This window comes from Nodosilinea sp. FACHB-141 (assembly GCF_014696135.1).
GTDB lineage: Bacteria > Cyanobacteriota > Cyanobacteriia > Phormidesmidales > Phormidesmidaceae > Nodosilinea.
Genome location: NZ_JACJPP010000007.1, coordinates 763,838 through 788,571, shown reverse-complemented (window position 1 = coordinate 788,571; position 24,734 = coordinate 763,838). Strand labels below are relative to the sequence as shown.

23 protein-coding genes are annotated in these 24,734 nt (G+C 58.7%); 9 read left to right on the top strand and 14 right to left on the bottom strand.

Going from position 1 to position 24,734, the window contains the following annotated elements; translation table 11 throughout:
* Positions 1–133: 133 nt before the first annotated feature.
* Complete coding sequence (locus H6F59_RS07000) at positions 134–886, bottom strand: hypothetical protein (RefSeq protein WP_190696842.1); 753 nt, start codon at positions 884–886, stop codon at positions 134–136.
* A 126-nt stretch (positions 887–1,012) separates the two neighbouring features.
* Between H6F59_RS07000 and H6F59_RS06995 the strand changes: the two genes are divergently transcribed.
* Positions 1,013–1,795 (top strand): peptidoglycan-binding protein, encoded by a 783-nt coding sequence (locus H6F59_RS06995; RefSeq protein WP_190696839.1) that lies wholly within the window; start codon positions 1,013–1,015, stop codon positions 1,793–1,795.
* A gap of 209 nt (positions 1,796–2,004) precedes the next feature.
* Here the strand turns inward: H6F59_RS06995 and H6F59_RS06990 are convergent, their stop codons facing one another.
* Positions 2,005–2,304, bottom strand: a complete 300-nt coding sequence (locus tag H6F59_RS06990; RefSeq protein WP_190518196.1) for a hypothetical protein — start codon at positions 2,302–2,304, stop codon at positions 2,005–2,007.
* 136 nt (positions 2,305–2,440) lie between these two features.
* Positions 2,441–3,211 (bottom strand): imidazole glycerol phosphate synthase subunit HisF, encoded by a 771-nt coding sequence (gene hisF, locus H6F59_RS06985; RefSeq protein ID WP_190696836.1) that lies wholly within the window; start codon positions 3,209–3,211, stop codon positions 2,441–2,443.
* Between the two features lie 139 nt (positions 3,212–3,350).
* Between hisF and H6F59_RS06980 the strand changes: the two genes are divergently transcribed.
* The 5 genes from H6F59_RS06980 (at position 3,351) to psb35 (ending at position 8,990) form a co-directional block, all read left to right on the top strand.
* Positions 3,351–3,551, top strand: coding sequence for a DUF2862 domain-containing protein (locus H6F59_RS06980; protein ID WP_190696832.1), 201 nt, complete (start codon positions 3,351–3,353; stop codon positions 3,549–3,551).
* Between the two features lie 296 nt (positions 3,552–3,847).
* Positions 3,848–4,948 carry an ArsA family ATPase gene (locus H6F59_RS06975; RefSeq protein WP_190696829.1) on the top strand — a complete coding sequence of 367 codons (1,101 nt, stop codon included), beginning with the start codon at positions 3,848–3,850 and terminating at the stop codon, positions 4,946–4,948.
* Positions 4,949–5,157: 209 nt separating this feature from the next.
* Entirely contained in the window at positions 5,158–6,183 is a 1,026-nt protein-coding gene (gene chlG / locus H6F59_RS06970) for a chlorophyll synthase ChlG (protein WP_190696826.1), read from the top strand.
* 84 nt (positions 6,184–6,267) lie between these two features.
* Entirely contained in the window at positions 6,268–8,655 is a 2,388-nt protein-coding gene (locus H6F59_RS06965) for a transglycosylase domain-containing protein (RefSeq protein ID WP_397193041.1), read from the top strand.
* Between the two features lie 128 nt (positions 8,656–8,783).
* A complete protein-coding gene (gene psb35, locus H6F59_RS06960; protein WP_190696823.1) occupies positions 8,784–8,990 on the top strand; it encodes a photosystem II assembly protein Psb35 in 207 nt (68 codons plus the stop codon).
* Positions 8,991–9,154: 164 nt separating this feature from the next.
* Here the strand turns inward: psb35 and H6F59_RS06955 are convergent, their stop codons facing one another.
* The 5 genes from H6F59_RS06955 to H6F59_RS06935 all read right to left on the bottom strand — a co-directional run bounded on the left by H6F59_RS06955 (position 9,155) and on the right by H6F59_RS06935 (position 13,940).
* Positions 9,155–9,349 (bottom strand): hypothetical protein, encoded by a 195-nt coding sequence (locus tag H6F59_RS06955; RefSeq protein WP_190518210.1) that lies wholly within the window; start codon positions 9,347–9,349, stop codon positions 9,155–9,157.
* A 294-nt stretch (positions 9,350–9,643) separates the two neighbouring features.
* Positions 9,644–10,438: an ABC transporter permease gene (locus H6F59_RS06950; protein ID WP_190696820.1), complete on the bottom strand. Its 795-nt coding sequence runs from the start codon at positions 10,436–10,438 to the stop codon at positions 9,644–9,646.
* A 52-nt stretch (positions 10,439–10,490) separates the two neighbouring features.
* Entirely contained in the window at positions 10,491–11,393 is a 903-nt protein-coding gene (locus tag H6F59_RS06945; protein WP_190696817.1) for an ABC transporter permease, read from the bottom strand.
* 142 nt (positions 11,394–11,535) lie between these two features.
* Positions 11,536–12,672, bottom strand: coding sequence for a spermidine/putrescine ABC transporter substrate-binding protein (locus tag H6F59_RS06940; protein WP_190518216.1), 1,137 nt, complete (start codon positions 12,670–12,672; stop codon positions 11,536–11,538).
* Between the two features lie 149 nt (positions 12,673–12,821).
* Positions 12,822–13,940 carry an ABC transporter ATP-binding protein gene (locus H6F59_RS06935; RefSeq protein ID WP_190518218.1) on the bottom strand — a complete coding sequence of 373 codons (1,119 nt, stop codon included), beginning with the start codon at positions 13,938–13,940 and terminating at the stop codon, positions 12,822–12,824.
* Positions 13,941–14,190: 250 nt separating this feature from the next.
* Here H6F59_RS06935 and H6F59_RS06930 point away from each other — a divergent pair, with 250 nt between their 5' ends.
* Complete coding sequence (locus H6F59_RS06930; RefSeq protein ID WP_190696814.1) at positions 14,191–14,748, top strand: hypothetical protein; 558 nt, start codon at positions 14,191–14,193, stop codon at positions 14,746–14,748.
* A gap of 260 nt (positions 14,749–15,008) precedes the next feature.
* Here H6F59_RS06930 and H6F59_RS06925 read toward each other — a convergent pair whose 3' ends face one another.
* The 4 genes from H6F59_RS06925 to pilM all read right to left on the bottom strand — a co-directional run bounded on the left by H6F59_RS06925 (position 15,009) and on the right by pilM (position 20,111).
* Complete coding sequence (locus H6F59_RS06925; RefSeq protein WP_313887137.1) at positions 15,009–17,216, bottom strand: AMIN domain-containing protein; 2,208 nt, start codon at positions 17,214–17,216, stop codon at positions 15,009–15,011.
* A gap of 110 nt (positions 17,217–17,326) precedes the next feature.
* Positions 17,327–18,232, bottom strand: coding sequence for a hypothetical protein (locus H6F59_RS06920; RefSeq protein WP_190696812.1), 906 nt, complete (start codon positions 18,230–18,232; stop codon positions 17,327–17,329).
* Complete coding sequence (locus H6F59_RS06915; protein ID WP_190696808.1) at positions 18,229–19,008, bottom strand: PilN domain-containing protein; 780 nt, start codon at positions 19,006–19,008, stop codon at positions 18,229–18,231. The genes H6F59_RS06920 and H6F59_RS06915 overlap by 4 nt, the downstream gene beginning before the upstream one ends.
* A gap of 2 nt (positions 19,009–19,010) precedes the next feature.
* The gene (pilM, locus tag H6F59_RS06910) at positions 19,011–20,111 is read right to left on the bottom strand and encodes a type IV pilus assembly protein PilM (protein ID WP_190518226.1); all 1,101 of its coding nucleotides are present in this window, start codon (positions 20,109–20,111) and stop codon (positions 19,011–19,013) included.
* A 430-nt stretch (positions 20,112–20,541) separates the two neighbouring features.
* Here pilM and purT point away from each other — a divergent pair, with 430 nt between their 5' ends.
* Positions 20,542–21,759 (top strand): formate-dependent phosphoribosylglycinamide formyltransferase, encoded by a 1,218-nt coding sequence (gene purT, locus H6F59_RS06905; protein ID WP_190696805.1) that lies wholly within the window; start codon positions 20,542–20,544, stop codon positions 21,757–21,759.
* A 92-nt stretch (positions 21,760–21,851) separates the two neighbouring features.
* A complete protein-coding gene (locus tag H6F59_RS06900) occupies positions 21,852–23,135 on the top strand; it encodes an ABC transporter substrate-binding protein (RefSeq protein ID WP_190696802.1) in 1,284 nt (427 codons plus the stop codon).
* Positions 23,136–23,176: 41 nt separating this feature from the next.
* On the opposite strand, the gene H6F59_RS06895 is transcribed toward H6F59_RS06900, so the two are convergent.
* Positions 23,177–24,097, bottom strand: a complete 921-nt coding sequence (locus tag H6F59_RS06895; RefSeq protein WP_190696799.1) for an aminoglycoside phosphotransferase family protein — start codon at positions 24,095–24,097, stop codon at positions 23,177–23,179.
* An 84-nt stretch (positions 24,098–24,181) separates the two neighbouring features.
* A complete protein-coding gene (locus H6F59_RS06890; protein ID WP_190696796.1) occupies positions 24,182–24,568 on the bottom strand; it encodes a hypothetical protein in 387 nt (128 codons plus the stop codon).
* Positions 24,569–24,734: the final 166 nt, after the last annotated feature.

Genomic DNA, 24,734 nt, shown 5'->3' with positions numbered 1-24,734 from the left:
AGAGGCCGGGAGAACCCCAGACTAAAGCTATAAGAGCACCGCTTCTCTGCAACCGTCAGGGCTTTGAACTCAATCAGGACCTCTCAGAAGCTATTATAGGCGGCGGCTGTGGTCAGCGCCTGCACCCGTCAAGTCAGCCCCTCAATCCCAGGGGCAAAGTGGAGGATAGGATGGGGGGCGCTATCCCCGCCCAACGGCGATGCAGCGTCGTCGCTAGGGTCGCCAAGGCATCGGCATCTACCTCCCGCCAGGGGTCGGGCTGAGCAGGGTGGTAGTCAAGTAGCCAGCGCTGGCGCAGCGCAACACTTAGCCCAGCGCGGCCACTAGCCAGCCCCGTCAGCAGACCCACTAGGGCAATCGCCGTCGCCGACCACTCTCGATGACGAGCCAGTCCTAAGGCAACCGCAAACTGCCCCTGGCTCTGAACCACTAGGCTAAGGGCCTGTGCGACAAGGCTAGCGTCATCCCAAGAGCTTGTTGCACCGGGCAGGACGCGGGCTAGAGCACTGAGGCTGTGAGCGGCTCCCATCTGTTGGCACAGGACGGCAAACATCTGCTCGCAGGCCACCGCCGCCGTTGGGCACAGCTCCAGCTCTTCTACCCAACGATGCACCGCGCCCCGGTGGTGGCCATGGACATCGGCCATTACCCACAGATAGGGTAGGGCGTTAATCACCACCGCCGGGCTGGTCAGCAACTGAAAATGGGTTTGCCAGCGCTGCGACAGCAGCTGCTCTCCCCTAGCGCAGGCGGCGATCGCTTGTAGCAGGCCCTCCTGCCACCCCAAATCTTCGGTGACGCTGGGACGAACAGCGCTGCGATCGCTAATCACTACAGCTTCTAGGGCCGCCACCAGGCGATCGTATTGTAAACCAGCTTGAACCATCCCTATGAAGACCCTGTTGAATTTTGAGGGGTGTAGTAGTCTATTTGCTGACAGCAATCCTATAATGCTTGCTGTCAAGCCCTTGGGGTTCTCTTGCGTTCTGTTACCCTGCCTGGAGCCAAGTCTATGTTCCGCGTCTCCCCTTTTATACAACGGATGACTCCAGGGGGGGCCAGCCAGCGCGTCTGGGGAGCAGTCGCTGCAATTCCCTTCTGGGGAGGCTGCGCTATCGCCCTCGGCGTAAGCCTAACCGCTTCCGTCACCTGGGCTCAAGACCCAGCTGAGGAAAAGCCCCCGGCTAGCCAACCCGCTACACCTACGGTGAGCGGCGGTCGCATTGTCCGGCCTACCCTTCAGCTAGGCAGCCAGGGAGAGTCGGTACGAGAACTACAGTCCATGCTGATACTGCTGGGCTACTACCCCGGCCCAGTAACCGGCGTCTACCAAGAAGACACCGCCGCCGCCGCCCGACGGTTTCAAACCGCTGCGAGCGTTACTGCCGATGGCATTGTTGGTCCCGCCACCTGGAGCCGCCTATTCCCAACTCCGCCGGAGGAGGCCAACCCACCAACGGCCACGGCCTCCAGCAGTACAACCCCACCAGCAACCACTCCCTCAGCTACGGCTCCTGGCAGTACAACCCCACCGGCGACTACTCCCCCAGCCACGACCACTCCCGCAACCCCCAGCGGCGGTACCCCAGCCGCTCTTCCTGTGCTGCGCCCTGGCATGGAAGGAGACGCCGTGCGGCAGCTCCAGCAGCGCCTGCGCACCAAGAAATTTTACAACGGTACCGTTGATGGGGTGTTCGGCAGCCAAACCGAGGCTGCCGTGCGTGCTGCCCAAGCTGCTAATAACCTAACCGTGGACGGCATCGTCGGCCCAGCCACGTGGCGAGCGCTCAATTAAATAATGCTGTCGAGTTTACAGTCGAGTCTGAGCCTGCTATGGCAGGCTCAGGGTGGTGGGTGGCGGTACTAATTTTTGACCAGACCATGGTGGGCCGGCGTTAAAACTGCTGCTTCCAATGTCTGGTTATCTGCTGCAAACGGCCACTAAAAAGCCACCGAAGATGTAAACTCCCCGGCGGCTTAAGCATAGTGCTGGCAGGCACAACCTTAGTCTGGTTGAACGAACCAGTCATTTAAAGTATTGGCCGACTCAGGCAGCGTAGCGCTGGCGTAGGTGAAATAGGGAATATCTAGAGCTTCCATAGTTGACATCTGCTGGCCAGCATGATCCATATAGATCATGTAGTTACCCATCAGGAAGTAAACCCCCATCAAGGCAGCAGCAGAGGATGCCACTAAAAAACCCGCCAGCATCAGGGAAAATTCCTGACCTTTGACGGCCTGCTCCATGAGGCGGAGCGCCCAAGCCACCAAAGCAATAACAATAGTCAGGATGAGCAGCAGCATGGAACGATAACTGTTGTAACGATATGAATAGTCAGATTAATGACTGAGTCTATATGTTACACATCGTAACAGGCATTCATAAAACTGGCGTAGCATCCACAGAATGTCTTTAGGTTTACCCGGTGAAGGGAAAAGACTAGGTCAAACGCACCGGTACCTGGCGATCGCGCAAATGCTCCTTCACCTGCTGCACCGTCAGCTGCCCGTAGTGTAGCAGTGAGGCCAACAGGGCCGCCTCAGCTTTTCCCTCGGTGAGGGCCTGGTGGATGTGGTCGCAGTTGCCAGCCCCGCCAGAGGCAATCACCGGCACCGGGACCCGATCGGCGATGGCGCGGGTGAGATCGAGGTCGTAACCCGCCTGGGTACCATCGGCATCCATGCTGGTGACCAGCAGCTCGCCCGCTCCTTGGTTAACGACTTCCTCGGCCCAAGCTAGGGCGTCAAGCCCTGTATTCTCGCGACCGCCGCGCACGTAGACATCCCAACCTGGATTGCCAGGGTCGGGGCGGCGGCGGGCATCGATCGCCACCACAATGCACTGAGCGCCGAAGCGATCGCTGGCCGCCCTTATCAGCTCAGGCTGCTTCACCGCCGCCGAGTTAATGCTGACCTTATCGGCCCCGGCCCGTAACAATTTTTTAATGGTCTCTAAGGATTGTACGCCTCCCCCCACCGTGAGGGGGATAAACACCTGCTCAGCCGTGCGGTACACCACGTCGTAGATGATGTCGCGGTCTTCGTGGGTGGCGGTAATGTCAAGAAACACCAGTTCATCGGCTCCTGCCTGGTTGTAGGCCTGGGCCAGCTCCACCGGATCGCCTGCATCGCGCAGGTCGACAAAATTGACCCCCTTCACCACCCGGCCGGCTTTCACATCGAGACAGGGCACAATCCGTTTGGCCAGCATTGCGTTCTCCTTGCCTAGCGGCAACTAAACCCATTCCCCGGTTCCACAATAGAGGATTATGACGATCATCAGGGGCCAAGACGCTGATACACTGTCTCTTGGTTTATCGTTGGAAACGCAGTTGGAGCCCTTAGTAGACATGGCTTTAGAGATTGGCCAGAAGGTGAAAGTATCCCGTCTTCGCGATCGGGTTTCTAAGAATGTAGCGGCTTACCTCGGCAAGCGCGGTGTCGTGAGCCAGTTCAAAATGGTGGACGGCAGCGACGTTGGCGTCGTAGTCGAGTTTGAAGACAACTACACCACCTGGTTCTTTGAAGATGAGCTGTCTGCAATTCAGTAGCGGGCGGTTGCACTGAGGCGGTTTTTACAGCGGCTAGGCTCCTTGAATCATGTCGTTTGCCCTTTTTGATCGAGGGGGCAGGCGACATGATTCTAAAATTTGGGGTTTTGAAAGCGCAGTAGAGGGAAAACCTGAAGCCGATCTCCTCTTTTGGAAAGATTTCAGCGCTATCAGGTCCCCGAGATGATCGGTATTGATTCCCTTAGTCTAGGATGCAGAGCAGCTTCGCTCTGGTGCATCCTTAGCAAAGCACGGGAGCAGCGACGATTTGACTAACGCAAAGGCCCCATTTTTCTATGGCATTAATTCTCACCTATTTGGGTAAGGGCGGCAGCGGCAGTACGACTGTAGCGATCGCCGCCGCAAAACAGCGGGCACGGGCCGGGCAGCGGGTGCTACTGGCCATTCAAGATGTGACCCCGGCTCCAGCGCTACTACTGGGTCAGGCCCTAAGCGTCGAACCCCAAGAGCTAGAGTCCAACTTGTGGGGCATGCAGTTTCAAAGCGCAGCGCTGCTGGAGCAAAGCTGGGATGAAGTTAAAGCCCTAGAATCCCAGTATCTGCGAACGCCCTTTCTCAAGGCGGTCTATGGTCAAGAGCTAGGGGTGATGCCGGGCATGGACAGCGCCTTGGCTCTCAACACTCTACGGCAGCTCAACGCCAGCGATCGTTACGACGTGATCATCTACGACGGCAGCGATGCCCTGGCGACCCTACGTATGCTGGGCATGCCCGAAATTTTAGATTGGTACCTGCGGCGGTTTCGCGGCGTGTTTCAGCAGTCCGATGTGGGGCGGGTGTTGTCGCCCTTTTTGCAGCCCATGGCCGCAGCCGTGCTAGCGGTCGACTGGTCTGGGGATGTGCTCGACCAGCCCACCGGACAGGTGCGATCGCAGCTTGAGGAAGGTCGCCAGGCAGTAACCGACCCCAGCCGCATGGCCGCTTTCTTAGTCACAACACCTACTCCTGGGGCAGTGGCGACGGCCCGCTACCTGTGGGGCAGCGCTCAGCAGATTGGCCTCACCGTAGGCGGCGTGGTGGTGAATGGGGGTTCTCTAGACGATGAGCAGGCGACAGCCTTTGCTCCCCTGCCCCAGGTGGCGCTGCCCTCGGTAGTAGAGCAGGGCTGGGAAAGCGCGATCGCCGCCCTGCCCGACCCGGCCCAGTGGGCGACGGCAGCTCCTCGCCCGGTCAGCGTAGATGCGGCGGCCAAAACCGTGCGGCTCTTCTTACCCAGCTTTGACAAAACCCAGGTCAAGCTCACCCAGTATGGCCCCGAGGTCACGATTGAAGCGGGCGATCAGCGGCGCAACCTGCTGCTGCCTCCAGGGCTGCAGGGCAAAGCGGTGGCCGGAGCCAAGTTTCAAGATCAGCACCTGGTAATTTCCTTTAGCTAAAGCGATGGCGCAGCCTCCTTAGAGGGGAATTGCGATGATGGCTCAATGTCACGAGTTGGCAGGAAAATCTTCCCCCACTTCAATCGGGATTTGATTCTGACTTGGAAAATGTGGCACCGTGAGTAGTGATCGCGATTCCCTCAGGGAAGGCTGTGCGATCGCCCAATTGTTGATCGACCCTAGTTTTCGACCTGTAGCATTCCACCACCATGGCTGAACCACCGTCCTCCACTCCGGTCAACGACGCTCCAGACCAAGCTCCTGCTGCTGAGATCGCCCCCGAGGCCCAGGGCAACGCCGCCCGCCAGCTCTTAGGCATGAAGGGCGCCAAGTCGGGTGAAACCTCGATTTGGAAGATCCGGCTTCAACTGATGAAGCCGATCACTTGGATCCCGTTGATTTGGGGCGTGGTGTGCGGGGCGGCCTCCTCCGGCAACTACCGTTGGAGTTTAGAGCACGTGCTGATCGCCGCCGCCTGCATGCTATTTGCGGGGCCGCTGCTGACGGGTTATACCCAAACTCTCAACGATTTCTACGATCGCGACATCGACGCTATTAACGAGCCCTATCGCCCCATCCCCTCGGGGGCAATTTCCATTCCTCAGGTAGTAACCCAGATTTTGGTGCTGCTGGTGGCCGGTATCGCTATTGCCTTTAGCCTCGATCGCTGGGCTGGGCATAGTTTCCCAATCATTACCGCCCTGGCTATTGGTGGCTCGTTCGTATCGTATATCTACTCCGCCCCACCGCTGAAGCTCAAGCAGAACGGCTGGTTGGGCAACTACGCCCTAGGGGCCAGCTACATCGCGCTGCCCTGGTGGGCGGGCCACGCCCTGTTTGGCACCCTCACATGGAAGATTGTGGTGCTCACCCTGTTCTACAGCCTGGCGGGCCTGGGTATTGCGGTGGTCAACGACTTTAAGAGCGTAGAGGGCGATCGCCAGATGGGCCTCAAGTCGCTGCCAGTGATGTTTGGCGTCACCACTGCTGCCTGGATCTGCGTACTGGCGATCGATATTTTTCAGGGGGGCGTCGCCGCCTACCTGATGGCGATTCACCAGAACCTCTACGCGGTGCTGCTGGTGCTGCTGATCATTCCCCAGATCACCTTCCAAGATATGTATTTTCTACGCGACCCGCTGGGCAACGACGTCAAATATCAAGCTAGCGCCCAGCCTTTTTTGGTGTTAGGTATGCTGGTAACAGGGCTGGCCTTGGGGCATACGGCGCTTTAGGGATCCGCGTAATCACGGCTGTACCCTTGAAGAAATGACCGAAACCCCATACAGTTCACAGAGGATGTGAAAGGCAACGCTGCTATGGCTCGATCTTGGTTAACCCGGCTGCCGTTTCCTTCGAGGAAGTCGTCGCGGCCCTCAGGACGCAGCAGATCTGGGAGCGGTGTGGTCAAGGGTTCGCGAGTCTCTCCTCAGCGGGTAGAGTCCCAACCTGGGCCATCGGGCGAAAAGCCAGAGGCGCCGCGTAGCTATCGGCCGCTGTTTTTGCGCCCCCTGTTTTGGGTGGTGCTGCTGGCCGGGGCGGGCATAGCCGGAGGCGGCACCCGCGCCTACCGCGTTATTGAGGCGACTAACGCCAACCTACCCGATCCTACTCAGGCCCTCACCTACCAGCGCGACGGCACCATCACCATGACGTCGGCGGACGGGGTGATTTTGCAAAAGCTGGGCCCCGCCTCTCGTGAAACCATCACCTACGACGCCATGCCCAAGCACTTGGTGCAGGCGTTCATTGCTTCGGAAGACCAGCGCTTCTACGAGCACAGCGGCGTTGACTACCGGGGCATCGCCCGCGCCGTCTGGGCCAACGTGCGAAACCGCGATCTGGTGGAAGGGGCCAGCACCATTACCCAGCAGCTGGCTCGCATCGTCTTTCTCGACCAAGAGCGAAGCTTTCAGCGCAAGATCAAAGAGGCTATGATGGCCTCCAAGCTTGAAGAGGGCTTGACTAAAGAGCAGATTATTGAGCGCTATCTCAACCTGGTGTATTTGGGCTCTGGAGCCTACGGTGTAGCCGACGCCTCCTGGGTGTACTTCGGCAAAACCATCGACCAGCTCACCGTGGCCGAGGCCGCCATGATTGCCGGTATGGCTCCTGCCCCCAGCCTGTATTCACCAACAGTGAACGTCGATGCGGCCCGCAGCCAGCGCAACCGAGTTATTCGCCGCATGCTGGCCACCGAGGCCATCAGCGGCGTTGAAGCCGAAGAGGCGATCACGGCGGAGGTGGAGGTTGCCCCCAACCAGCCCAAGTTTCTCTACAGCGAGTTTCCCTACTTCACGATTTACGTTCAAAAGCAGTTGGAGGCGCTGCTGCCTCCCGATCAGCTAGAAGCAGGAGGGCTGACGGTAGAAACCACCCTCAACGTAGTTTGGCAGCGTCGAGCTGAAGAAACCGTTGAGGAGGCCGTCGCCGACTATAGCGGTTGGCAGAATGTGGGCCAGGTATCGCTGGTGGCGGTAGATCCCCGCAACGGCGAAATCAAAGCCATGGTGGGGGGCACTGACTTCACCAGTGAAAACCAGTTCAACCGGGTGACCCAGGCGCAGCGACAGCCGGGCTCTACGTTTAAGACGTTTGTGTACGCAGCGGCGATCGCCGGGGGCATATCGCCCTACAGAAGTTACATGGATGCCCGCTACGTAGTCGACGGCTACGAGCCTAAGAACTACGGCAAAAACTACAGCGGCAGCATGGATTTGCTCCAGGCCTTGCGCAACTCGGTCAACATTGTGGCGGTGAAGCTGTTGGTGGATGTGGGCTTTGACCCGGTAGTGAAGCTGGCAGAGCGTATGGGCATTGAGTCGCCGCTGCTGCCTGCCTACTCCCTCGCCCTGGGCACCTCTGAGGTCAACCTGCTAGAGCTCACCAGCGCCTATGGCACCTTAGCCAACAAAGGCATTCATCGCCCCGCCCACGGCATTCGCCGAGTGCTGAACAGCAGCGGCGAGGTGATCTACGAGCGCCCTAACGAGTCGGAGCAGGCGATCGATGCCGACAGCGCCGCCATCATGACCTGGATGCTGCGCGGCGTCGTGGAGGGCGGCACCGGCAGCAATGCCTATATAGGGCGGCCAGTCGCGGGTAAGACTGGCACCTCCGAAGAGTATCGTGACCTGTGGTTCGTCGGTTATATTCCCCAGCTGGTAGCCGGCGTGTGGATGGGCAACGACGACAACACCCCCACCAGCGGCGCTAGCAGTATGGCCGCTGGGGTGTGGCGCAACTTTATGGCTAAGCTCACCGACGATATTCCCGTCGAGGAGTTTCCCAGCCTGCCTCGGCTGGGTGGGCGTGAGGGCAGCATTACCCTCAGCCCAGTCAAGCCCGGCCGCGTGGTGGCTGAAAACGGACCGTCGCGATCGTCAGAGGCGGCCTCTAACTCCGGTGGCGGGGAAAGCCGCCGATCGCGACGGTCAGAGAGTAACTCTAGCGGTGGCGGTGAACCAGCGGCGGCCCCGGCACCAGCTTCTAACAGAAGATCTAACAGCAGCCCACCAGCAGCGCCCGAACCAGCAGCCCCTGTTGTGACAGAAGAGCCCCCGGCTCCAGCCCCGGCCCCGGCTCCAGCCCCAGCCCCCGCCCCGCCGGCTCCCGCTCCGCCGGCTCCCGCTCCTGCTCCTGCCCCACCTCCACTTGTGGCACCGCCGCCGCCCCTCGAAGCGCCGCCGCCAGCCGATGGGGAATAGGCCTCAGGGTAGAGCGCTGGGTTTAACTGAGACCTATAGACCTCTCGAGGGTCAGACCTGGGGGTGATCCCTGGTAGTAACCTGCCGTCGTAGGATGATACACAACTGATTTTGGAGTTTAGTTAGCTATGTCACTCTATTTTGCGACCGCAGCGACCGCAGGTGAGGCTGGTGCAGGTTCATCTCTTGTGCTGGTGTATGTAGTGGGCTTTATCGCCGCAGTTACCCTTGGCTCAGTCGCCTGGTACAACTCCAAGCGCCCCGCCGGTTGGGAAAACAAAGAGAAGCCTGACTTTGTTCCCACCGTCGATGGAGAGCCAGGCGAAGAGGTCTAGGCCATCTGCAATCGCTCCAGCTTCGGCCTCACGGCAGGCTAGAGGCATGAGAGATGGCGTTCTAGCGATCGCGCTGCCGTCTGAGCTACGAGCTTAGACGGCGTTTGTATTGACATTTTTTGTCGCGGCCTGCCTTTGATAGGGTAAGCCATCGGTAGGCAATATTAATCAACCACCCGCAGTCGTCCCTGACGAATCGCGTCAAACACCCGCTGGGCCGTTGCATGGTCTTGATTGCTCAGAGTGGGTTGGCTGAGCAAAATCTCCATCAGCTCTCGCTGCACTTGGCGACTAATGCGGCGTTCGGCAAAGATTTGATCGACGAGAGCTTTAAGCGACTGGCTGGTGGTTTGAGGCATGGTGACGACCTGAGCTGTTGAGGCTATACCCAATATCGCCCGTAACTCCCAATTGCAGCGTGATACAGCCTTTGTTCAATCATGATCCTAAGCCGATCAAACGGTGACAGACAGCAGCTCTAGCTGTGGTTTAGATCACCACAAAATAGTTTCTGTGCAGTAGGCAAGCCGCTGCTGAATTGAGCGACACAAATTAATCAAGCCCAATGAGGTGAGCGGCCTGACTATTGCATCTCCCCTATAGAAGCCCAAACCTTTCAGCAGGTTTCCCAGACCGGCACACCGACTGTGGCTCTAGCCTTTCTGGCGCTGGCGATCGCCCCAATAGCGCACATATTCAGCTATTCCGGCCAGCAGAGCAGAGCCCAAAATTAGCATCACGCTCAGGGCGTTGATGTCGGGCTTAACGCCAGTGCGTACCCGGCTAAAGATCTCAATGGGCAGAGGGTTAGCACCGCCCCCAGCGGTAAAGCTAGAGATCAGCAGGTCATCCATGCTGAGCACAAAGGCCAGTAGACAGCCCGCCAAAATTCCCGGTGCTAGCTGGGGCAGCAGCACTTTGAACATAGCCTGGGTATGGGTTGCCCCCAGATCTAGAGCAGCTTCTTCGAGGTTGGGGTCGAGGCGCTGGATACGGCTAGATACCACCACCGCAATGTAGGCCAGGCAAAATACCATATGCGCGGCGATGATGGTGCCCAGGCTGAGGGGCACCGCTACCGATGCCAAAAAAACTAGGGTTGCCACCGCGATCGCAATATCAGGAATAATCAGCGGCAGATACGACATGCCGCGATATAGACCTTTGCCTGGGAACCGGTGGCGGGCTAGGCCAATTGCCATTAGCGTGCCCAGCACCGCCGAAATTGCCACCGCCACGATCGCGATGATCAGACTATCTTGCAGGGCGGCCAGCAGGCGGCGATCGCTAAACAGCGCTCGGTACCACCGCAGGCTAAAGCCTCCCCAGCTGGCACTGTAGCGCGAGTCGCTAAAGCTGTACGCCCCCAGCACAATGATCGGGAAGTACATGAAGGCGTACATCAGCGCGGTGAAAAGGCTGGGCCAGGTGACGGAGCGGGAGAGCATGGGGAGGGGGGATGGGTGGGTGGGTAGGAGGGTGGATAGATAGGGGGCGAGCTTAGGTTTCGGTGACGGTGTTGCGATCGCCGTAGCGGATGAGGAGGGCGATCGCCAGGCTGACCGCTAAAATCAACACCATGCTGAGGGCTGAGCCAAACCCCCAGGCGCGGGTAGGTCCGAGAAACTGGTTGTAGATGAGCCGCGAAATATTCATTGATGAGGCGCCCCCGAGCAGCGTGGGCACCACAAAATCGCTGAGGGTGCTGATAAACACCAGCAGACTGGCCGCTGCGATGCCGGGCAGGGTTTGGGGTACAGTGATTTTCCAAAAGCTTTGGCGGGGGGTGGCCCCCAGGTCAGCAGCTGCCTCTAATAAGCGGGTGTCGAGCTTCTCAAGTGATGCGTAGAGAATCAGCACCATATAGGGCAAAAAGCTGTAGGTCAAGCCAATAAACACCGCCGTAGGCGTGTTTAGCCAATTTTGAGCGGGCAGTCCGATCGCCGTCAGCATTCCGTTGAGTACGCCGCTAGGGCGCAGAATGGTCGTCCAGGCGTAGGCCCGCAGCAGCGACGAGGTCCACAGGGGCAGAATAAAGGCCACCAACAGCAGGTTACGCCACCGCTGGGGCGACATCAGCGCCAGCCAGTAGGCCACCGGAAACCCCAGCAGTAGGCACAGCGCCGTGGAGCCCACCGCAAACGCCACCGATCGCCCGATCACTCGCAGATATACCGGCTGCAAAATTTGCAGGTAGTTGCCTAGACCATAACCGCCGCTGGGCTGCCCCAACCGCAGCCCCGGCACTAGGCTGATCTCAAGAATTAGCAAGGTGGGCAGCACCAGCAGCACCAGTAACCACACCCCCGCTGGCCCCAGCAGTGTCACCGGCCCCAGCCAGCGCCGAGGAGCGAAGCGATCGGCCCAGGTTACAGCGGGAGTCGGTGAGGGGGCAGGAGTCATAGGGGAGTGGGGGTAGATGGGCTAGGGAGTGGATGAGTAGGGATAGGGCATTCGGCCTGCTACTGCTTCGTTCATCATTTATTTAACCCACCTATCCACTCGTCTACCCATCCACCCATCCACTCACCTACCCACCTACCCCTCAAGCGCTGGTCACTTCAGTCCAAAATTGGTCAAAGAGATCGGTGCTGGCGGTATTGACAGCCACAATGCCTTCGCTCTTAGCCAAAATCTCATCGGAGGGGTACAGGTCAGCGTTGTTTTGAATTTCGGCAGGCAGCAGGTCAAAGGCAGCCTGGTTAGCGGTGGCAAAGAACAAGCGCTCCACGGCGGCACTGGCCACCTCTGGCTCCAGCAGGAAGTTAATCCACTGGTAGGCGGCATCAACGTTGGGAGCGGTGGCGGGGATAGCCAGGGTATCGGTCCACAGCGACGCCCCGCTGGCGGGAATGATGTACTGCATACGGTCATCTTCGAGGGTGAGGGCGATCGCATCGCTGGAGTAGGCCATCGACACACTCAGGTCACCACTGAGCAACTCATTCTCAAAGCCTGTGGTCTTAAAGGCAGCGATATGGGGTCTCAGCTCTAGCAGACGGTTGTAAGCCGCTTCAATCTCCGCTAGATTGTTGGAGTTGTAGGAGTAGCCCAGCGATTTGAGGGTGGCTCCTAGGGTTTCGCGCATATCGTCCAACATGGTGATGCGGCGGGAGAGCTTGGCCTGGTTATCCCAAAGAAAGTCCCAGTCGGTGGGTTCGCCGGGGGAGGCCTCACGGTTGTAGAGCAGACCTGTGGTGCCCCAGCAGAAAGGCACACTGTGAGCGTTGTTGGGGTCGTAGGCGGGGTTGCTCCACTGTGCTCTAAGGTTTTCTAATCCGGTGAGGCGACTTTGATCGAGTTCGGTGAGCAGGTCTAGCTCCAGCATTTCCGACACCATGTAGTCGGAGGGATAGATGATGCTGTAGGCGTCGCCGCCCCCCGCTTGCAGGCGGGTGAGCATGACCTCATTAGAATCGTAAATATCGACCACCACCGGAATGCCTGTGCGTTCGGTAAAGGCTTGGGCCAGGCCATCATCGGTGTAGTTGGCCCAGGTGTAAATGTGCAGAGTGCCGTCGTTTGCGCCCCCGCCCGCCGGTGGCCCCGCCAGGTTTTGGCGACAGTTGGTCGCCGCTAGGCTTGCCATGACCGCTGCTGACCCCTGCAAAAACCGCCGCCGGCTCACGGCAGAAAGGCGCGAGAAGGAGGGAGTTTGTAGTCGCGTTCCAGGCACAGGCATTCTCCGGGAGGCTAGGGGGCTAGGAATAGCAGTGGTCGACGCCGACTTTAGCACTCAGAGGGAGCGACCTTATCTTTAGCTTCTAAGTATATGGCGATCAGCCCGGGGTAACGCGCGCGCTGCGATCGCCTGCCTAGATCAACATGTCCTCAGGCTGGGTCGAGCACTAGGCAATCGTCGGCAGCCCAGTGCACATACACAGCAGCATCGACGCCCAGCGATTCGGCCCGGTTGGGCTGGCGCACCATCAGGGTCTCGCCTGAGCCCAATCGCACCACGCAGTGCAGGTGCGTACCGAGGTACATCAGATGGGTGATGTGTCCCTGGTAGCAGTTGTTGGCGGTGGCCGGCGCGCTGAGACTGAGGTTGATTTTTTCGGGTCGCACGCTCACAACCACGGTCTGGGCATCGCTGCTGCCGGCCGAGCAGGCCAGCACTCGCAAACCACTGTCAGTGGTGACCTGCACCTGGCTGGGGTAGGTCTGATCGATGCGCCCGGACAGCAGATTGGTATCGCCAATAAAATCAGCAACAAAGGCGGTGCGAGGACGATCATAGATATCGCTGGGGGTGCCGATTTGCTCGATCTGGCCATTGTTCATCACGGCGATGCGGTCAGAGAGCGACAGGGCCTCCTCTTGGTCATGGGTGACCATAATAAAGGAAATGCCCAGCTGACGGTGCAGGTTGGCTAGCTCGACCTGCATCTGCTTGCGCAGCTTTTGATCTAAAGCGCCGAGGGGCTCATCGAGCAGCATCACCGCTGGATGGTTAACCAAGGCGCGGGCCAGGGCCACCCGCTGCTGCTGCCCACCAGAAAGCTGGGCGGGATAACGGGCAGCCATAGATTCCATACGCACCAGGCGCAGGGCTTCGGCAACGCGATCGCGCACTTGAAGCGACCCCATGCGACGAATTTTGAGGCCAAAGGCAATGTTGTCTTTAACCGTCATATGGTCAAAGAGAGCATAGCTTTGAAAGACAGTATTAACGGGGCGACGGTGGGCGGGTACGGTGCTCACGTTGGCCCCCTGAATCAGGACATCGCCAGCAGTAGGAGTTTCAAAACCCGCGATTAGACGCAGGGTTGTGGTTTTGCCGCAGCCTGAAGGGCCCAAAATACTAAAGAATTCGCCCTGGTGCACCGTCAGGTCGAGATCGCGAACTGCCACCTCTGTTCCAAAGGCCTTAACCACCCGCCGCAACTCAACATCCGCCTGGGTTGCTGGCGTCGCCGTCACCGCCGCAGAACGCACCGTCTGAGCCATAGCCATGTCTCCTGGGTTCACCCCAACTGTAGCGATCGCCCTTGGGTTAGACAAATCGCTCCGATCACAACCACCGCCCTAGTTCAGACCGAGGCCAGAGCAGCACTGCCTCTACTTTACCCACCTTGGCGATCGCCAACGCATCCTGCCCCAAAAAAGCCATTATTCCGCGTCTTAGCCGCCAAAAAGACGGCATCGATAGGTCACCAAAACGTTACCATGGCACCAAATAGTGCTCGGGAGTACAGTTATGCCCGCGAAACCTGACCAGTCGCCGCTTCAGCGCCGTCGGCCTACCCTGGCAAGGTGGGCCGTGGCGATCGCCGCTGGGGTTGCGATCGTCGGCTGCCGGCCCAACTCCCCGCCCCAAACCGAAGCCATTAACCCTGCCCCAGCAGCTCCTACCGACTCTGCCCCTGAGCCCGCCGCACAGTCCACCGAGCCGCCAACAGCCACTACAGCCGCTCCGGCAACTACGCCTACCGCCACCCTGCCTATCTCCCTCATCAAGGAGTGGCAGCCCCTCAGCGACGTACTGCTCGCCTTTGGCCCCATGACTCTGACCCCCGATCAGGTGCAGTGGGGCAGCGGCCAAACCAGCCCCTACACCCTAGTCAGCACCGAAGGTGGCTACTTGCTTGAGCTGGGGGCCAACCCCAGCTTTTACGACACCCAAAACCGCTACATCAAGCTCATTCCCAAAGCCGACACCAACACGGCCAACTCCATTGAAGTCGCCTTTTACACTAATTCTGACCAACTTCAGAGCGACGAATACGTCATGTACGGCGGCTACTTCGCCGAGTAGGCACCCAGCCCTGTTGCAAATCGACGACTTTGAGGACATGAGCCACTACCGCCGACAAACCGGAGGCAGCGCGATGGCTATGGACCATTGCGATCGAGGGTGATGCAGAATGGCTCAACCTGGCGATCGCTATAGAAGCAGAGAAAAAATCGGGGCAGAAGCGCTTGTTGTCGCCTCTGCCCCTTTTATTAACCGTCTTCTTTGCAAAAGAACCGTGAACCTTAACCCATCGAAATAGTCATTCCTCGGGAGGAACTAATTTATTCCTCCTGACGACCTCGATTTTCGAGAATATCTTGCACAGCCTCACTAGGGGTGTACTGATACCCAAAGGTCGACTGATCCGAGTCGTCCAAGATTTGCGGCGTCAGTAGCACAATCAGTTCTCGCCGCTGGTTATCGGTTACCGTGCTGCGGAACAGCGCTCCCAAAATGGGAATATCGCCCAGAATGGGAATTTTGTTGACGCTATTGCGCTCCGACTCTTGGATAATGCCGGAAAGCAGCAGGGTTTGACCATCGCGAATTCGCACCTGACCAGAGCTAATTTGGCGCTCTGATAGCAGGAAGAACGTACCCGCGTCACTGGTAAAGCTGTCGGTTGGTGCCGAGATACTAGGAGCTACCGAGAGCGACACAAAACCATTGTCATCAATGCGATCGACGTCAATTTGCAGAATTAAACCAGCCGGCTCAGTTTCAATGTCCAAGGTGGTCAAGGTTCCCGTCTCGGTCACCTCAATGGTTTGCGTCAGCTCAGTTACCACATCCTGAGTTAGCTGAACCGTAGCCGTCTGCCCCTCTTGCACAATTAAAGTGGGGTCAGTAATAATCTTGCCGTTGCCGTTTTGCACCGTTCCCAGCAGCTGAGCCAAGAAGTTGCCGGAGGTGGCATTGGTACCGGGGCCACCTAACGTACGTGGCAGGATAGGTGTGCCTGTGGGGGTTGCCTGGCTTGCAGGGTTGGGAGTACCACCATCGCCAATATTGAGAATGCCGAGACCGCCAGAGCTGAGCACCCCAAACAGCCCGTTCTGGAATGAGAAGCTGGTGCCAAAGGCATCGAGGGAGTTGAGATCGATATCAATGACTCTGACATTGACCGCAACCTGCCGTCTACGCAGGTCAATGCGGGTGAGCTGCTCGGTGGCAATAGCGATCAGATCAGCCCGGCCAACGAGCGTCACTGAGTTAGTGCGCTCGTCAGCGACTACCTGCAACCCGCGAAGAATTCCTTGGCTATCTTCATAGTCAACTCGGCTCACCTCAATCTGATCAACCGTTGAAGTCTGGGTTTCCGTAATTGGAGGGGTTCCCTCTGCAACGGTCACAGCATTGACGTTAGTGACTAGGCGCTCTCGGCTGACGGCGCTCTCCGCACCTAGGGCCACCAGAAAGTTGGTGGCCACAGTGGCGTCAACTTGATTCAGCCGTAGGGTTCTAGCAGAGACATTTTGGGCTGAAACCGGCAAGCTTGGGCCAACATAGACACTGCGGCCTACCCGGTTAGCCTGTAGGCCAGTGACCCGCAGAACGTGGTTAAACACATCCTGAACAGACTCATTTTCAATATCTAGACTAACGGGCGGACCATCGGCGCTGGCCCCTTCTGCCCCAGCCTCAGCTTCTCCTCCGGCGGGAGTAAACACTAGGTTGAGTCCTGCAGCCCGGGCCAGAAGCGACAAAACCTCACGGGCCGGAGCGTCCCGTAGCAGCAGCTTGGGGATGCGCTCGTTGCTACCTAAGTTGATGTTGTTGAAGGAGGGCACTCCCTCCGCTACAGCAATGTCACCAATTGGCGGCGCTACAGCACGGGGTAAAAAGGGAGGTGTTTGCTGCACCTGAGGACGAGGCACGGGGGCACCGTCGATGGTGACTTCAGGGTTGGGTACTAGCACATCGGGGCTGGCTGGGGTCGGCACCTCTGGGGCGGCTTCGGGAGCCGGCTCTGGGGCAGCTTCAGGAGATGGCTCTGGAGCGGCTTGGGCCACAGCGGGGGGAGCAGTCGGAGCAGGCACAGTCTCGATCTCAGCAGGCACCGGGGTAGGAGCTTGGGCAGTCCCGCCATCGTTGCGAATCGATAGCACTACTTGATTATCGCTGGATTCTACTGCCCCAGTGGGGGGCTGGCTGGTGCCACTGACGGTGATGCGAACGCTGTTGGCATCGAGGGGAACCACGGATACCTGACTGATGCCGGGGGCAGGGTTAGCCTGGTTGAAGCTGCCTCCATCGGGCAGGTTGAGCTGAGCACGGGTAATATCAGCCTGTAGGGTGTTGCCCTGGCTCACTGTAAAAACGCTGCTGTTATCGCCTCCCTGGGTTTCAAAAACCAGGTCTAATCCCGTGGCGGTGGGGTTTAGGCGGACGTTAGTAATGCTGGTTACTGAGGCCAAGCCAGGTTGGGCAGCTAGGGCAACGAGGGTGCTGCCAAGCAAAAATGGTTGCAGGTTCATTAGACGGTTCACGGTTCACTCCTCCATCACAGATGCGGCTGGGCCGCGCGGGGTTTGACTGGGCTAGGTGGGTAGATTAGGCCACTAGGGTGGCAGTAGCAACGGGGCTGGAAAGGTTGGGTTTAGCCGCCTTCAGGTGGAGGCGCACCTTCGACGGGGGCTGCACCCTCGGCGGGGGCAGGCGGCGGCGGTGGCTCGGGCGGTACGCTCGGGTCGCCGACGGGCACGAGCACTTCGAGGGTGTAGTCGGTGAGCAGAAGTCGGCTAATGCCTAGGAGCTCCTCTTCGGTGGTATCAGCCGGCGGCGGCGCAATACTCTGCTGCACATCTTTAATGATGATCAGCGGCTCTAAGCGCTCGATATTGCGCATGATGCTGAGCGTCTGGGGAAACAACGCCTGCATCGATACATCGACGGTGACGCGCTCTAGCTTGCCGTTGAGCTCTGGGCCAAGGTCAGTGACCGGCTCCGCCGGGCTGGGGTTAAAGCGCAGCAGCTCCGAAGAGAAGAGTTGCTTTTGTACCTGGGGAGTAGCGGCAAACTGGGTCTTGACCCGCTGAATTTGTTCTCGGGTGAGCCCTAGGGCAGCCAGCTGGGCGTTGTCGAGGCGAGCTGAGTCGGCCCGCAGCACATCGGCGATCGCCGCGTTGCTGTTCTGAATCTGCTGGTTGATGTCGAGCAGCAGAGTGTCGAGGGTTTGAGCGCCACCCAACAGGCTGTAAACGCCCACCCGCTGCTCCAGGGCCGAGTTTAGCTCAGCCTGTAGCGCAGCGCGGTCTTGAAGACTGGCCCGTTGCTGGTCAACCTGAGCTTGCTTTTGGGCAACCTCACCCTCCAGAGCAGTTTTTTGCTCCACTACGGGCTTGACCACAAAGTTATAGAGAACAAAGGAGCCGATTAACCCCAGTACTGCTAAGCCAATGCCCTGCACCTTGGGGGTGAGCTCAATACCAAAGGCTGTAGGGTAAGTGGGGCCGACGTCTAAGGCCTGGTCGTCGGCGGGAAGGAAATCACCCGATGCGGTCATTCGATCACTCCTTTTTCTCTCAGGGCCTGAATACGGGTTACTAAACCGACAGTACCCTGGCGCTCTAGCTCATCCACCAGCTGGGAGGCTGGGGTATCAGTAATGTTGGCTCCGATGGTGTAGTCAATCAAAAAGTCAGGATCACCTACGGCAGTGCCTGGGCAGCGGCCCTGGGTTTGGGGGTCAAGCAGGGTGGGTTGCTGCTGGGCCTGACTAATCGCTACAGTCTCGGACTGCAACAGGGGCGATCGCTGTAGCACCAGGGCAAAATCGTTGATCTCGTCGTAGGAACAGGCCACACCGTTAATGGAAATTCCTTCAGACGACTCCGGCACAACGTTGGGATCAGTTGCTTCGGGGGTAGTCGTGGTCTGGCTGAGGCCAACGATTTGAACGCGAGCCGGAGTACGGGTGCGAATATCTTGCAGCAGCGCCGACCAGGGGAGAATATCGTTGAAGACCGTCACGAAAGCGTTGATTTCAGATCGAATGAGGTCGATCTGCCCCTGAATACCACTAATCTCCTGGAGCTGACTCTGCAGCTGAGCCGTCTCAGCGTCTAGTTCAGCACTGCGAGCCCGGAGCTGGTTGACCTGACTTCTCGTCACCGCCCAGTAGCCCCCCACCAACGCCAGGGGTATCAGCGCCACCGCCAACCCCAAAACTAGCGGTCTGCGATCGCCTGGGGCCACCCCGCCGCCACCCCGAGCTCGGGGTCTGGCCTCAAAGACGCGAACTTCGCGGTCCTTGAGAAAATTAATATCGAGACCGTACATAGCTACACCTCCCGCATGCCAAGACCGATTACCGTTGCCAACCCTGCCCGCTGACTCTCGGGAATATCCTCAGCCACTTCCAACGACAGCGCTGAGATCGGGTCAATTTGGCTGGCTGGCAGACTCAGCCGCTGGGCCAAAAACTCGTCGAGCTGCCCAATGGAAGCTCCCGGTCCGGCCAGTAGCAGCTGCGCCACCTCCATGTCTTCGCCCTGGTTGAGGTAGAAGTCGATGGAGCGGCGCAGTTCGTCAGACAGCTCGCCTAGCACCCGCAGCATGGCAGTAGTGCCAGGGTTGGTGTTGCCCATCTGGGGCGCACCCACAGTATCCATCGTTTGAATAGGCACCGTCATGCCCTGGAGCAGCTCCGTGTTGCGGGAGGGAGGTAAATTCATGGCGCGGCTGAGGGCGCTTTGAATTTGAAAAGTTCCAATGGGTACGGTGCGCGAGAAGTGGGGCACCCCGTCAACCACAATGGAGATTTCGGTGTTTTCAAACTCGATATCGACTACGGCGGCGGCCTCCTGGGGCGTAAACTGCCGCAGCTGCTCCCGAATCGTGCGAATCAGGGCAAAGCTGGAGGTCTCAAGCACGTTGAGCGCCAGCCCCGCCTGCTGAAACACTTCAATATATGGATCGGTGAGGTCTTTACGCACCGCTACCAGCAGCACCTGCACCTTCTCAATGCCATCTTCGTCGACAAAATAGCCGAGTTTTTGATAGTCAACATCGGCCTCCTCGCGGGGGAAGGGCAGATAGAGACTGGCCTCTTGGTTGAGCACCATTTCGCGCAGCTCGTCGTCGTCGAGCTCGGCGGGCACAGGAATGACGCGGGTAATTGCCCGCCCTGGAATAGCAGTGGTGGCCTGCCTGACCTTGAGCTTGCTTTCAGCGAGCACCGTTTGAATGGCGTCAGCCATGGCGGCGGTGTCTAAGATTTGGCCTTCCTCGTAAATGCCCTCGGCCAGTTCTACCGAGGCCAAGGCTTCTAATTTAAGCGAGGCTCCCTGCTTTTTTAGGCGGGCCAAATTAACTCTTTCGGGGGTTAGCTCAATGCCAACTCCCCGAGGCTTGCGACTAAAAATGGCTTTGAGACTATCCACGGTAGTATCCGAAAAACAGGTGGGTATATAGAAAACCTGCCCGGCCAAAGTGATAACCAAGCAGACCCAAACGAGTCCGTTTCTTCCTTCCCAAAAAGACCTTTTCAGGCACTCAAGAAGAGATTCAGCGGCCCAGCAATTATCCGTAGGGGAAAAGTGCTAACGAATGGTACACAATTTAATTCAGATTTTCCACTTTTCTTTTTAAGCACTTTTTCTGGGCTGAGAGATAGCCGATGCTGTATCTCCTGCCCGCACACCTAATGGTCTCGCCGTTGCTCCTGAGGTGATACCAACCCAACTAAAGCTTGGTATCACCAGCGATGTTACACACAATTCTGAAAAGTGAGCACCTAATATTGAGAAACTATGGCCCTGTCGCTGTATTTCTTTACGCGCTGTCTTTCTTATCCGCCTGGAGCAACTTGTTATGACTACTCCTCCATCGCCCCTAGCACCCCTGGGCACCCCCTTAAACGACGACGCCCAGCGGTTGATGCTGCTGGGTTCGGGTGAGCTGGGTCGTGAGGTGGCCCTTGAAGCGGTGCGCCTAGGGCTGGAGGTAATTGCCGTCGATCGCTACGACCATGCCCCAGCTATGACGGTGGCTCACCGCTGCCACGTGATTGACATGCTCGATGGTGCGGCACTGCGGCAGGTGATCGAGCAGGAGCAGCCAGGGTTGATCGTGCCGGAGGTGGAGGCGATCGCCACCGATACTTTAGTGGCGCTGGAAGCCGAAGGCTGGCGAGTCATCCCCACCGCCCGCGCCACCCAGCTGACCATGAACCGCGAGGGCATTCGGCGGTTGGCGGCAGAAGAACTGGGTCTCAAGACTTCGCCCTTTCGCTTTGCCGGCACTGAGGCGGAGTATCTAGAGGCTATAGAAGCCATCGGTCTGCCCTGCGTGGTCAAACCAATTATGAGTTCGTCGGGCAAAGGCCAGAGCACCGTGCGTCAGGAGTCTGAGGTGCTGACGGCCTGGCAGTACGCGGGAGAAGCGGGTCGGAGCAAGGGCGATCGTGTCATTGTGGAGGGCTTTGTGCCCTTCGACACTGAGATTACTCTGCTGACGGTGCGGGCGATCGACGGCACCCACTTTTGCCCTCCTATCGGCCACCGCCAGGAGGCGGGCGACTACCGCGAGTCTTGGCAGCCCTGCGCCCTGCACCCCGACACCCTAGCAGCCTGTCAGGAGATGGCGAAAGCGGTCACCGATGCCCTGGGCGGCTGGGGACTGTTTGGGGTGGAGCTATTCATTGCTGGAGAAGCGGATCAACCTCAAACCGTGTACTTTAGCGAGGTCAGCCCCCGCCCCCACGACACCGGCATGGTGACGATGGTGAGCCAGCACCAGTCGGAGTTTGAGCTGCACGTACGGGCGATTATGGGTCTGCCCATTGGCGAGATTACCCTGATGCAGCCGGGGGCCTCGGCGGTGATTTTGGCATCTGGGAAGAGCGACAATCCTCAGTATTCTGGCCTGGATAAAGCCTTACAAGTGCCCACCAGCAAGGTGCGGCTGTTTGGCAAGCCCACCGCTCACCCTAACCGCCGCATGGGGGTGGCCCTGGCATTAGGCGAGACGGTGGAAGAGGCTAAAGAGCGGGCGATCGCCAGCGCCAGCGCCGTCCAGGTGATTCTATAACCCCCCGCCACAACTGCACAAATTAAGCGAAAATGAACAACCGTGACTGGGTGCGCCCTGTTTGACCCTTCGTTATTCCTTCTTTTTTCGCCATGAGACTCCGCCCCTACGCCCGCTTTGGTCTGTTTGCCCTGCTAGGCCTAATGATGAGCTGGCTCGTGGCGTGCGGGGGTGGGCAGCCCAACGCTACCGCCCCTGCTGAGGGCGGCAGTCAAGAGGTCGAGTTTTGGACGATGCAGCTTCAGCCCGACTTTACCGACTACTTCAACGGGCTGATTGCCGACTACGAGGCGCAAAACCCCGACACCACCGTGCGCTGGGTCGATGTGCCCTGGGCCGACATGCAGAGTAAAATTCTCACCGCCGTCACTGCCGGCACCGCTCCCGACGTGGTCAACCTCAACCCCGACTTTGCTGCCCAGCTCGCCAGCCGCAACGCTTGGATGCCGTTGGATGAAAAAGTTTCCGCCGAGGCCAAGCAGGTCTACCTGCCCAACATTTGGGAGGCCAACACGCTTAACGGCCAGAGCTTTGGCATTCCCTGGTATCTGACTACCAACGTCACTCTGCACAACCAGGCCCTCTTGGACGAGGCCGGGGTGGCTCCGCCCACCACCTACGCTGAGCTGGCCGAGGTCGCTCGCCAGGTGAAAGAAAAAACCGGCAAGTATGCCTACTTCACCACCTTTGTGCCCGAAGATTCCGCCGACGTGCTGCAATCCTTTGTGCAGATGGGGGTCGAGCTGGTGGATGACCAGGGCCAGGCCGCCTTCGACACCGACGCGGGCCGCGCCGTCTTCCAGTATTGGACTGACCTCTACCAGCAAGAACTGCTGCCCCAGGAGGTGCTGACCCAGGGCCATCGCCGGGCGATCGAACTGTTTCAGGCTGGGGAAGTGGCGCTGCTGTCTACGGGGGCAGAGTTTTTCCCCACCATTGAGGCCAACGCCCCCGATATTGCCGCCGTCACCGGCAGCGGCCCCCAGATTACCGGCGACACCGGTAAGACCAACGTCGCGGTGATGAATGTGGTGATCCCAGCCGGGACCGACGTGCCCGATGCAGCGCTGGATTTTGCGCTGTATGTCACCAACGACGCCAACCAGCTCAGCTTTGCCAAAGCCGCCAACGTGCTGCCTTCTACCACCGGGGCGCTTGAGGATGGCTACTTCGCCGCCGAGGGCACCAAGGGCGTAGAAAAGGCGCGATCGGTCAGCGCCGAGCAGATGAACCAGGCCGAGGTGCTGATTCCCGCTATGGATGGGGTGAAGGAGCTGCAAGCGATCATCTACGACAACCTGCAAGCGGCGATGCTGGGCCAAAAGCCAGTAGACCAAGCGGTCAGCGATGCGGCCGCCGCGTGGAACGCTCGGTAGTAATGTCTCTGAGCAGCGATGCTCCCTTTGCCAAAGCTCAGCTAAATTCCGCTGTCTCCAGCCTCGGCAATTCGTCGCAGTGTTTTCTCACCGATCGCCGCATGCCTAGGATGCTCGACCAGCCCAGTATCCAGCAGCACCACACCAAAGAAAATCGCCCATCCTAGGGCTCGCCGTAGGGTGGCCTTAGAAACGGGACCATAGGCGGCGATCGCCCTTCGCCGGGCCATCCCATCCTCAAACAGCATCCACACCGCCGCTAGGTCGGTAGCGCGATCGCCCGAGGTGATGTCGCCCCAGTCGATGATGCCGGTCAGCACACCGTTTTCAACCAGGATGTTGCGGGGGTGAAGATCGCCGTGGAGCCAACTGGGTGGGGTATCGATCGGCGCATTCAAGGCTGACTGCCACAGAACTTTGAGGGTGGGCGTGATCAGGTCGGTTTTGGTTTCCAAGCGGGCTAGACGCTCAGCGATCGCTGCCGCTCGTTCTTTCAACGGCACGCCGCGAAAGGGATTCTTAGGGGCATTGGTTGGTGCAGGGGTATGGAGAGCCCGCAGAAATTTACCAAAGCGACTTGCCTGCCTTGGATGAGGCGGTTCTAGATCGGCAGGACGACCGCTGAGCCAGGGCAAGACGCTCCACCGCCAGGGATAGCCGAGGGCCGGAACGCCCAAGCGATAGGGCGTAGGAACGGCGATCGACAGTTGAGCGGCAAGGCGCGGCAGCCAAGTCTGCTCATGCTCGACCAGGGCAGCGGCGATCTGGCGGCGGGGAAGGCGGACCGCGAGGCAATCGCCCAGGCGAAACATGGCATTATCCCAACCTGAATCAACTAGCACAATGTCTAGGTGCGCCAAATCGGGATGCTGGTCGTGCAGCAACCGTCGAACGAGAACGTCGTCGATGAAGACTTCAGCGTCTGGTGTTTTAGCTAAACGCCCAAAATCTTTTGGCAGCATAGCTAGTTCCCGGGTGCATGACGGTGGAGCATTTGAATAGCTAGCCACCTGATTACAGTCTGACCAAGGACACCCTACAAATAATTACGACTTGAGCAGCTGATCTAGAATCGCTCGGGCCGGTTGGGCGCGCTCCAGCGCTCCTTGGTAGTCGCTGTAGAGCTTAAGCAGCTTAGAGAGACCGCTGATGCCACCGCGCAATTCCTCCAGATCGTCTCCAGATACCAGTTCGCCGTCGAGCAGCCGCACAATTAGAGGCTTAATATCACCCACGTCTTGCCGGGCTTTTTGCAGCTTTTCGACGGTGCTCAGCAGGGTCTTGAGGTCTTTGAAAAGGTCGTCAATTTGGTCATGATCAACCAATTCAACAACGGTGTCTTCGCCGTCGTCAGCGGCTGGAGCCGTAGTGTCTAAATCTAGAGTGGCGGTGTCTGCCTTTGCAACCGCGCCGTTACCTTTTGCCTGTGCCATTGAGCCGTCTCCGTAGAAACCGTGGATGGGGAGAGTATAGTCTAGCTTGGTTCAAGCGTACTATAGACTAATTCACTGCTTTCCCTGAGTTTTACCATGCTCACTCCTAGGAAGCGCGTTAAGTTGCGCGAACCGTAGACCCCTGAAGGGAGAACCTGCCCATTGA

Excerpts from the sequence above, each read along its gene's own strand:
- H6F59_RS07000 (WP_190696842.1), bottom strand. The coding sequence starts at position 886 with ATGGTTCAAGCTGGTTTACAATACGATCGCCTGGTGGCGGCCCTAGAA.
- H6F59_RS06995 (WP_190696839.1), top strand. The coding sequence starts at position 1,013 with ATGTTCCGCGTCTCCCCTTTTATACAACGGATGACTCCAGGGGGGGCC.
- H6F59_RS06990 (WP_190518196.1), bottom strand. The coding sequence starts at position 2,304 with ATGCTGCTGCTCATCCTGACTATTGTTATTGCTTTGGTGGCTTGGGCG.
- hisF (WP_190696836.1), bottom strand. The coding sequence starts at position 3,211 with ATGCTGGCCAAACGGATTGTGCCCTGTCTCGATGTGAAAGCCGGCCGG.
- H6F59_RS06980 (WP_190696832.1), top strand. The coding sequence starts at position 3,351 with ATGGCTTTAGAGATTGGCCAGAAGGTGAAAGTATCCCGTCTTCGCGAT.
- H6F59_RS06975 (WP_190696829.1), top strand. The coding sequence starts at position 3,848 with ATGGCATTAATTCTCACCTATTTGGGTAAGGGCGGCAGCGGCAGTACG.
- chlG (WP_190696826.1), top strand. The coding sequence starts at position 5,158 with ATGGCTGAACCACCGTCCTCCACTCCGGTCAACGACGCTCCAGACCAA.
- H6F59_RS06965 (WP_397193041.1), top strand. The coding sequence starts at position 6,268 with ATGGCTCGATCTTGGTTAACCCGGCTGCCGTTTCCTTCGAGGAAGTCG.
- psb35 (WP_190696823.1), top strand. The coding sequence starts at position 8,784 with ATGTCACTCTATTTTGCGACCGCAGCGACCGCAGGTGAGGCTGGTGCA.
- H6F59_RS06955 (WP_190518210.1), bottom strand. The coding sequence starts at position 9,349 with ATGCCTCAAACCACCAGCCAGTCGCTTAAAGCTCTCGTCGATCAAATC.
- H6F59_RS06950 (WP_190696820.1), bottom strand. The coding sequence starts at position 10,438 with ATGCTCTCCCGCTCCGTCACCTGGCCCAGCCTTTTCACCGCGCTGATG.
- H6F59_RS06945 (WP_190696817.1), bottom strand. The coding sequence starts at position 11,393 with ATGACTCCTGCCCCCTCACCGACTCCCGCTGTAACCTGGGCCGATCGC.
- H6F59_RS06940 (WP_190518216.1), bottom strand. The coding sequence starts at position 12,672 with ATGCCTGTGCCTGGAACGCGACTACAAACTCCCTCCTTCTCGCGCCTT.
- H6F59_RS06935 (WP_190518218.1), bottom strand. The coding sequence starts at position 13,940 with ATGGCTCAGACGGTGCGTTCTGCGGCGGTGACGGCGACGCCAGCAACC.
- H6F59_RS06930 (WP_190696814.1), top strand. The coding sequence starts at position 14,191 with ATGCCCGCGAAACCTGACCAGTCGCCGCTTCAGCGCCGTCGGCCTACC.
- H6F59_RS06920 (WP_190696812.1), bottom strand. The coding sequence starts at position 18,232 with ATGACCGCATCGGGTGATTTCCTTCCCGCCGACGACCAGGCCTTAGAC.
- H6F59_RS06915 (WP_190696808.1), bottom strand. The coding sequence starts at position 19,008 with ATGTACGGTCTCGATATTAATTTTCTCAAGGACCGCGAAGTTCGCGTC.
- purT (WP_190696805.1), top strand. The coding sequence starts at position 20,542 with ATGACTACTCCTCCATCGCCCCTAGCACCCCTGGGCACCCCCTTAAAC.
- H6F59_RS06900 (WP_190696802.1), top strand. The coding sequence starts at position 21,852 with ATGAGACTCCGCCCCTACGCCCGCTTTGGTCTGTTTGCCCTGCTAGGC.
- H6F59_RS06895 (WP_190696799.1), bottom strand. The coding sequence starts at position 24,097 with ATGCTGCCAAAAGATTTTGGGCGTTTAGCTAAAACACCAGACGCTGAA.
- H6F59_RS06890 (WP_190696796.1), bottom strand. The coding sequence starts at position 24,568 with ATGGCACAGGCAAAAGGTAACGGCGCGGTTGCAAAGGCAGACACCGCC.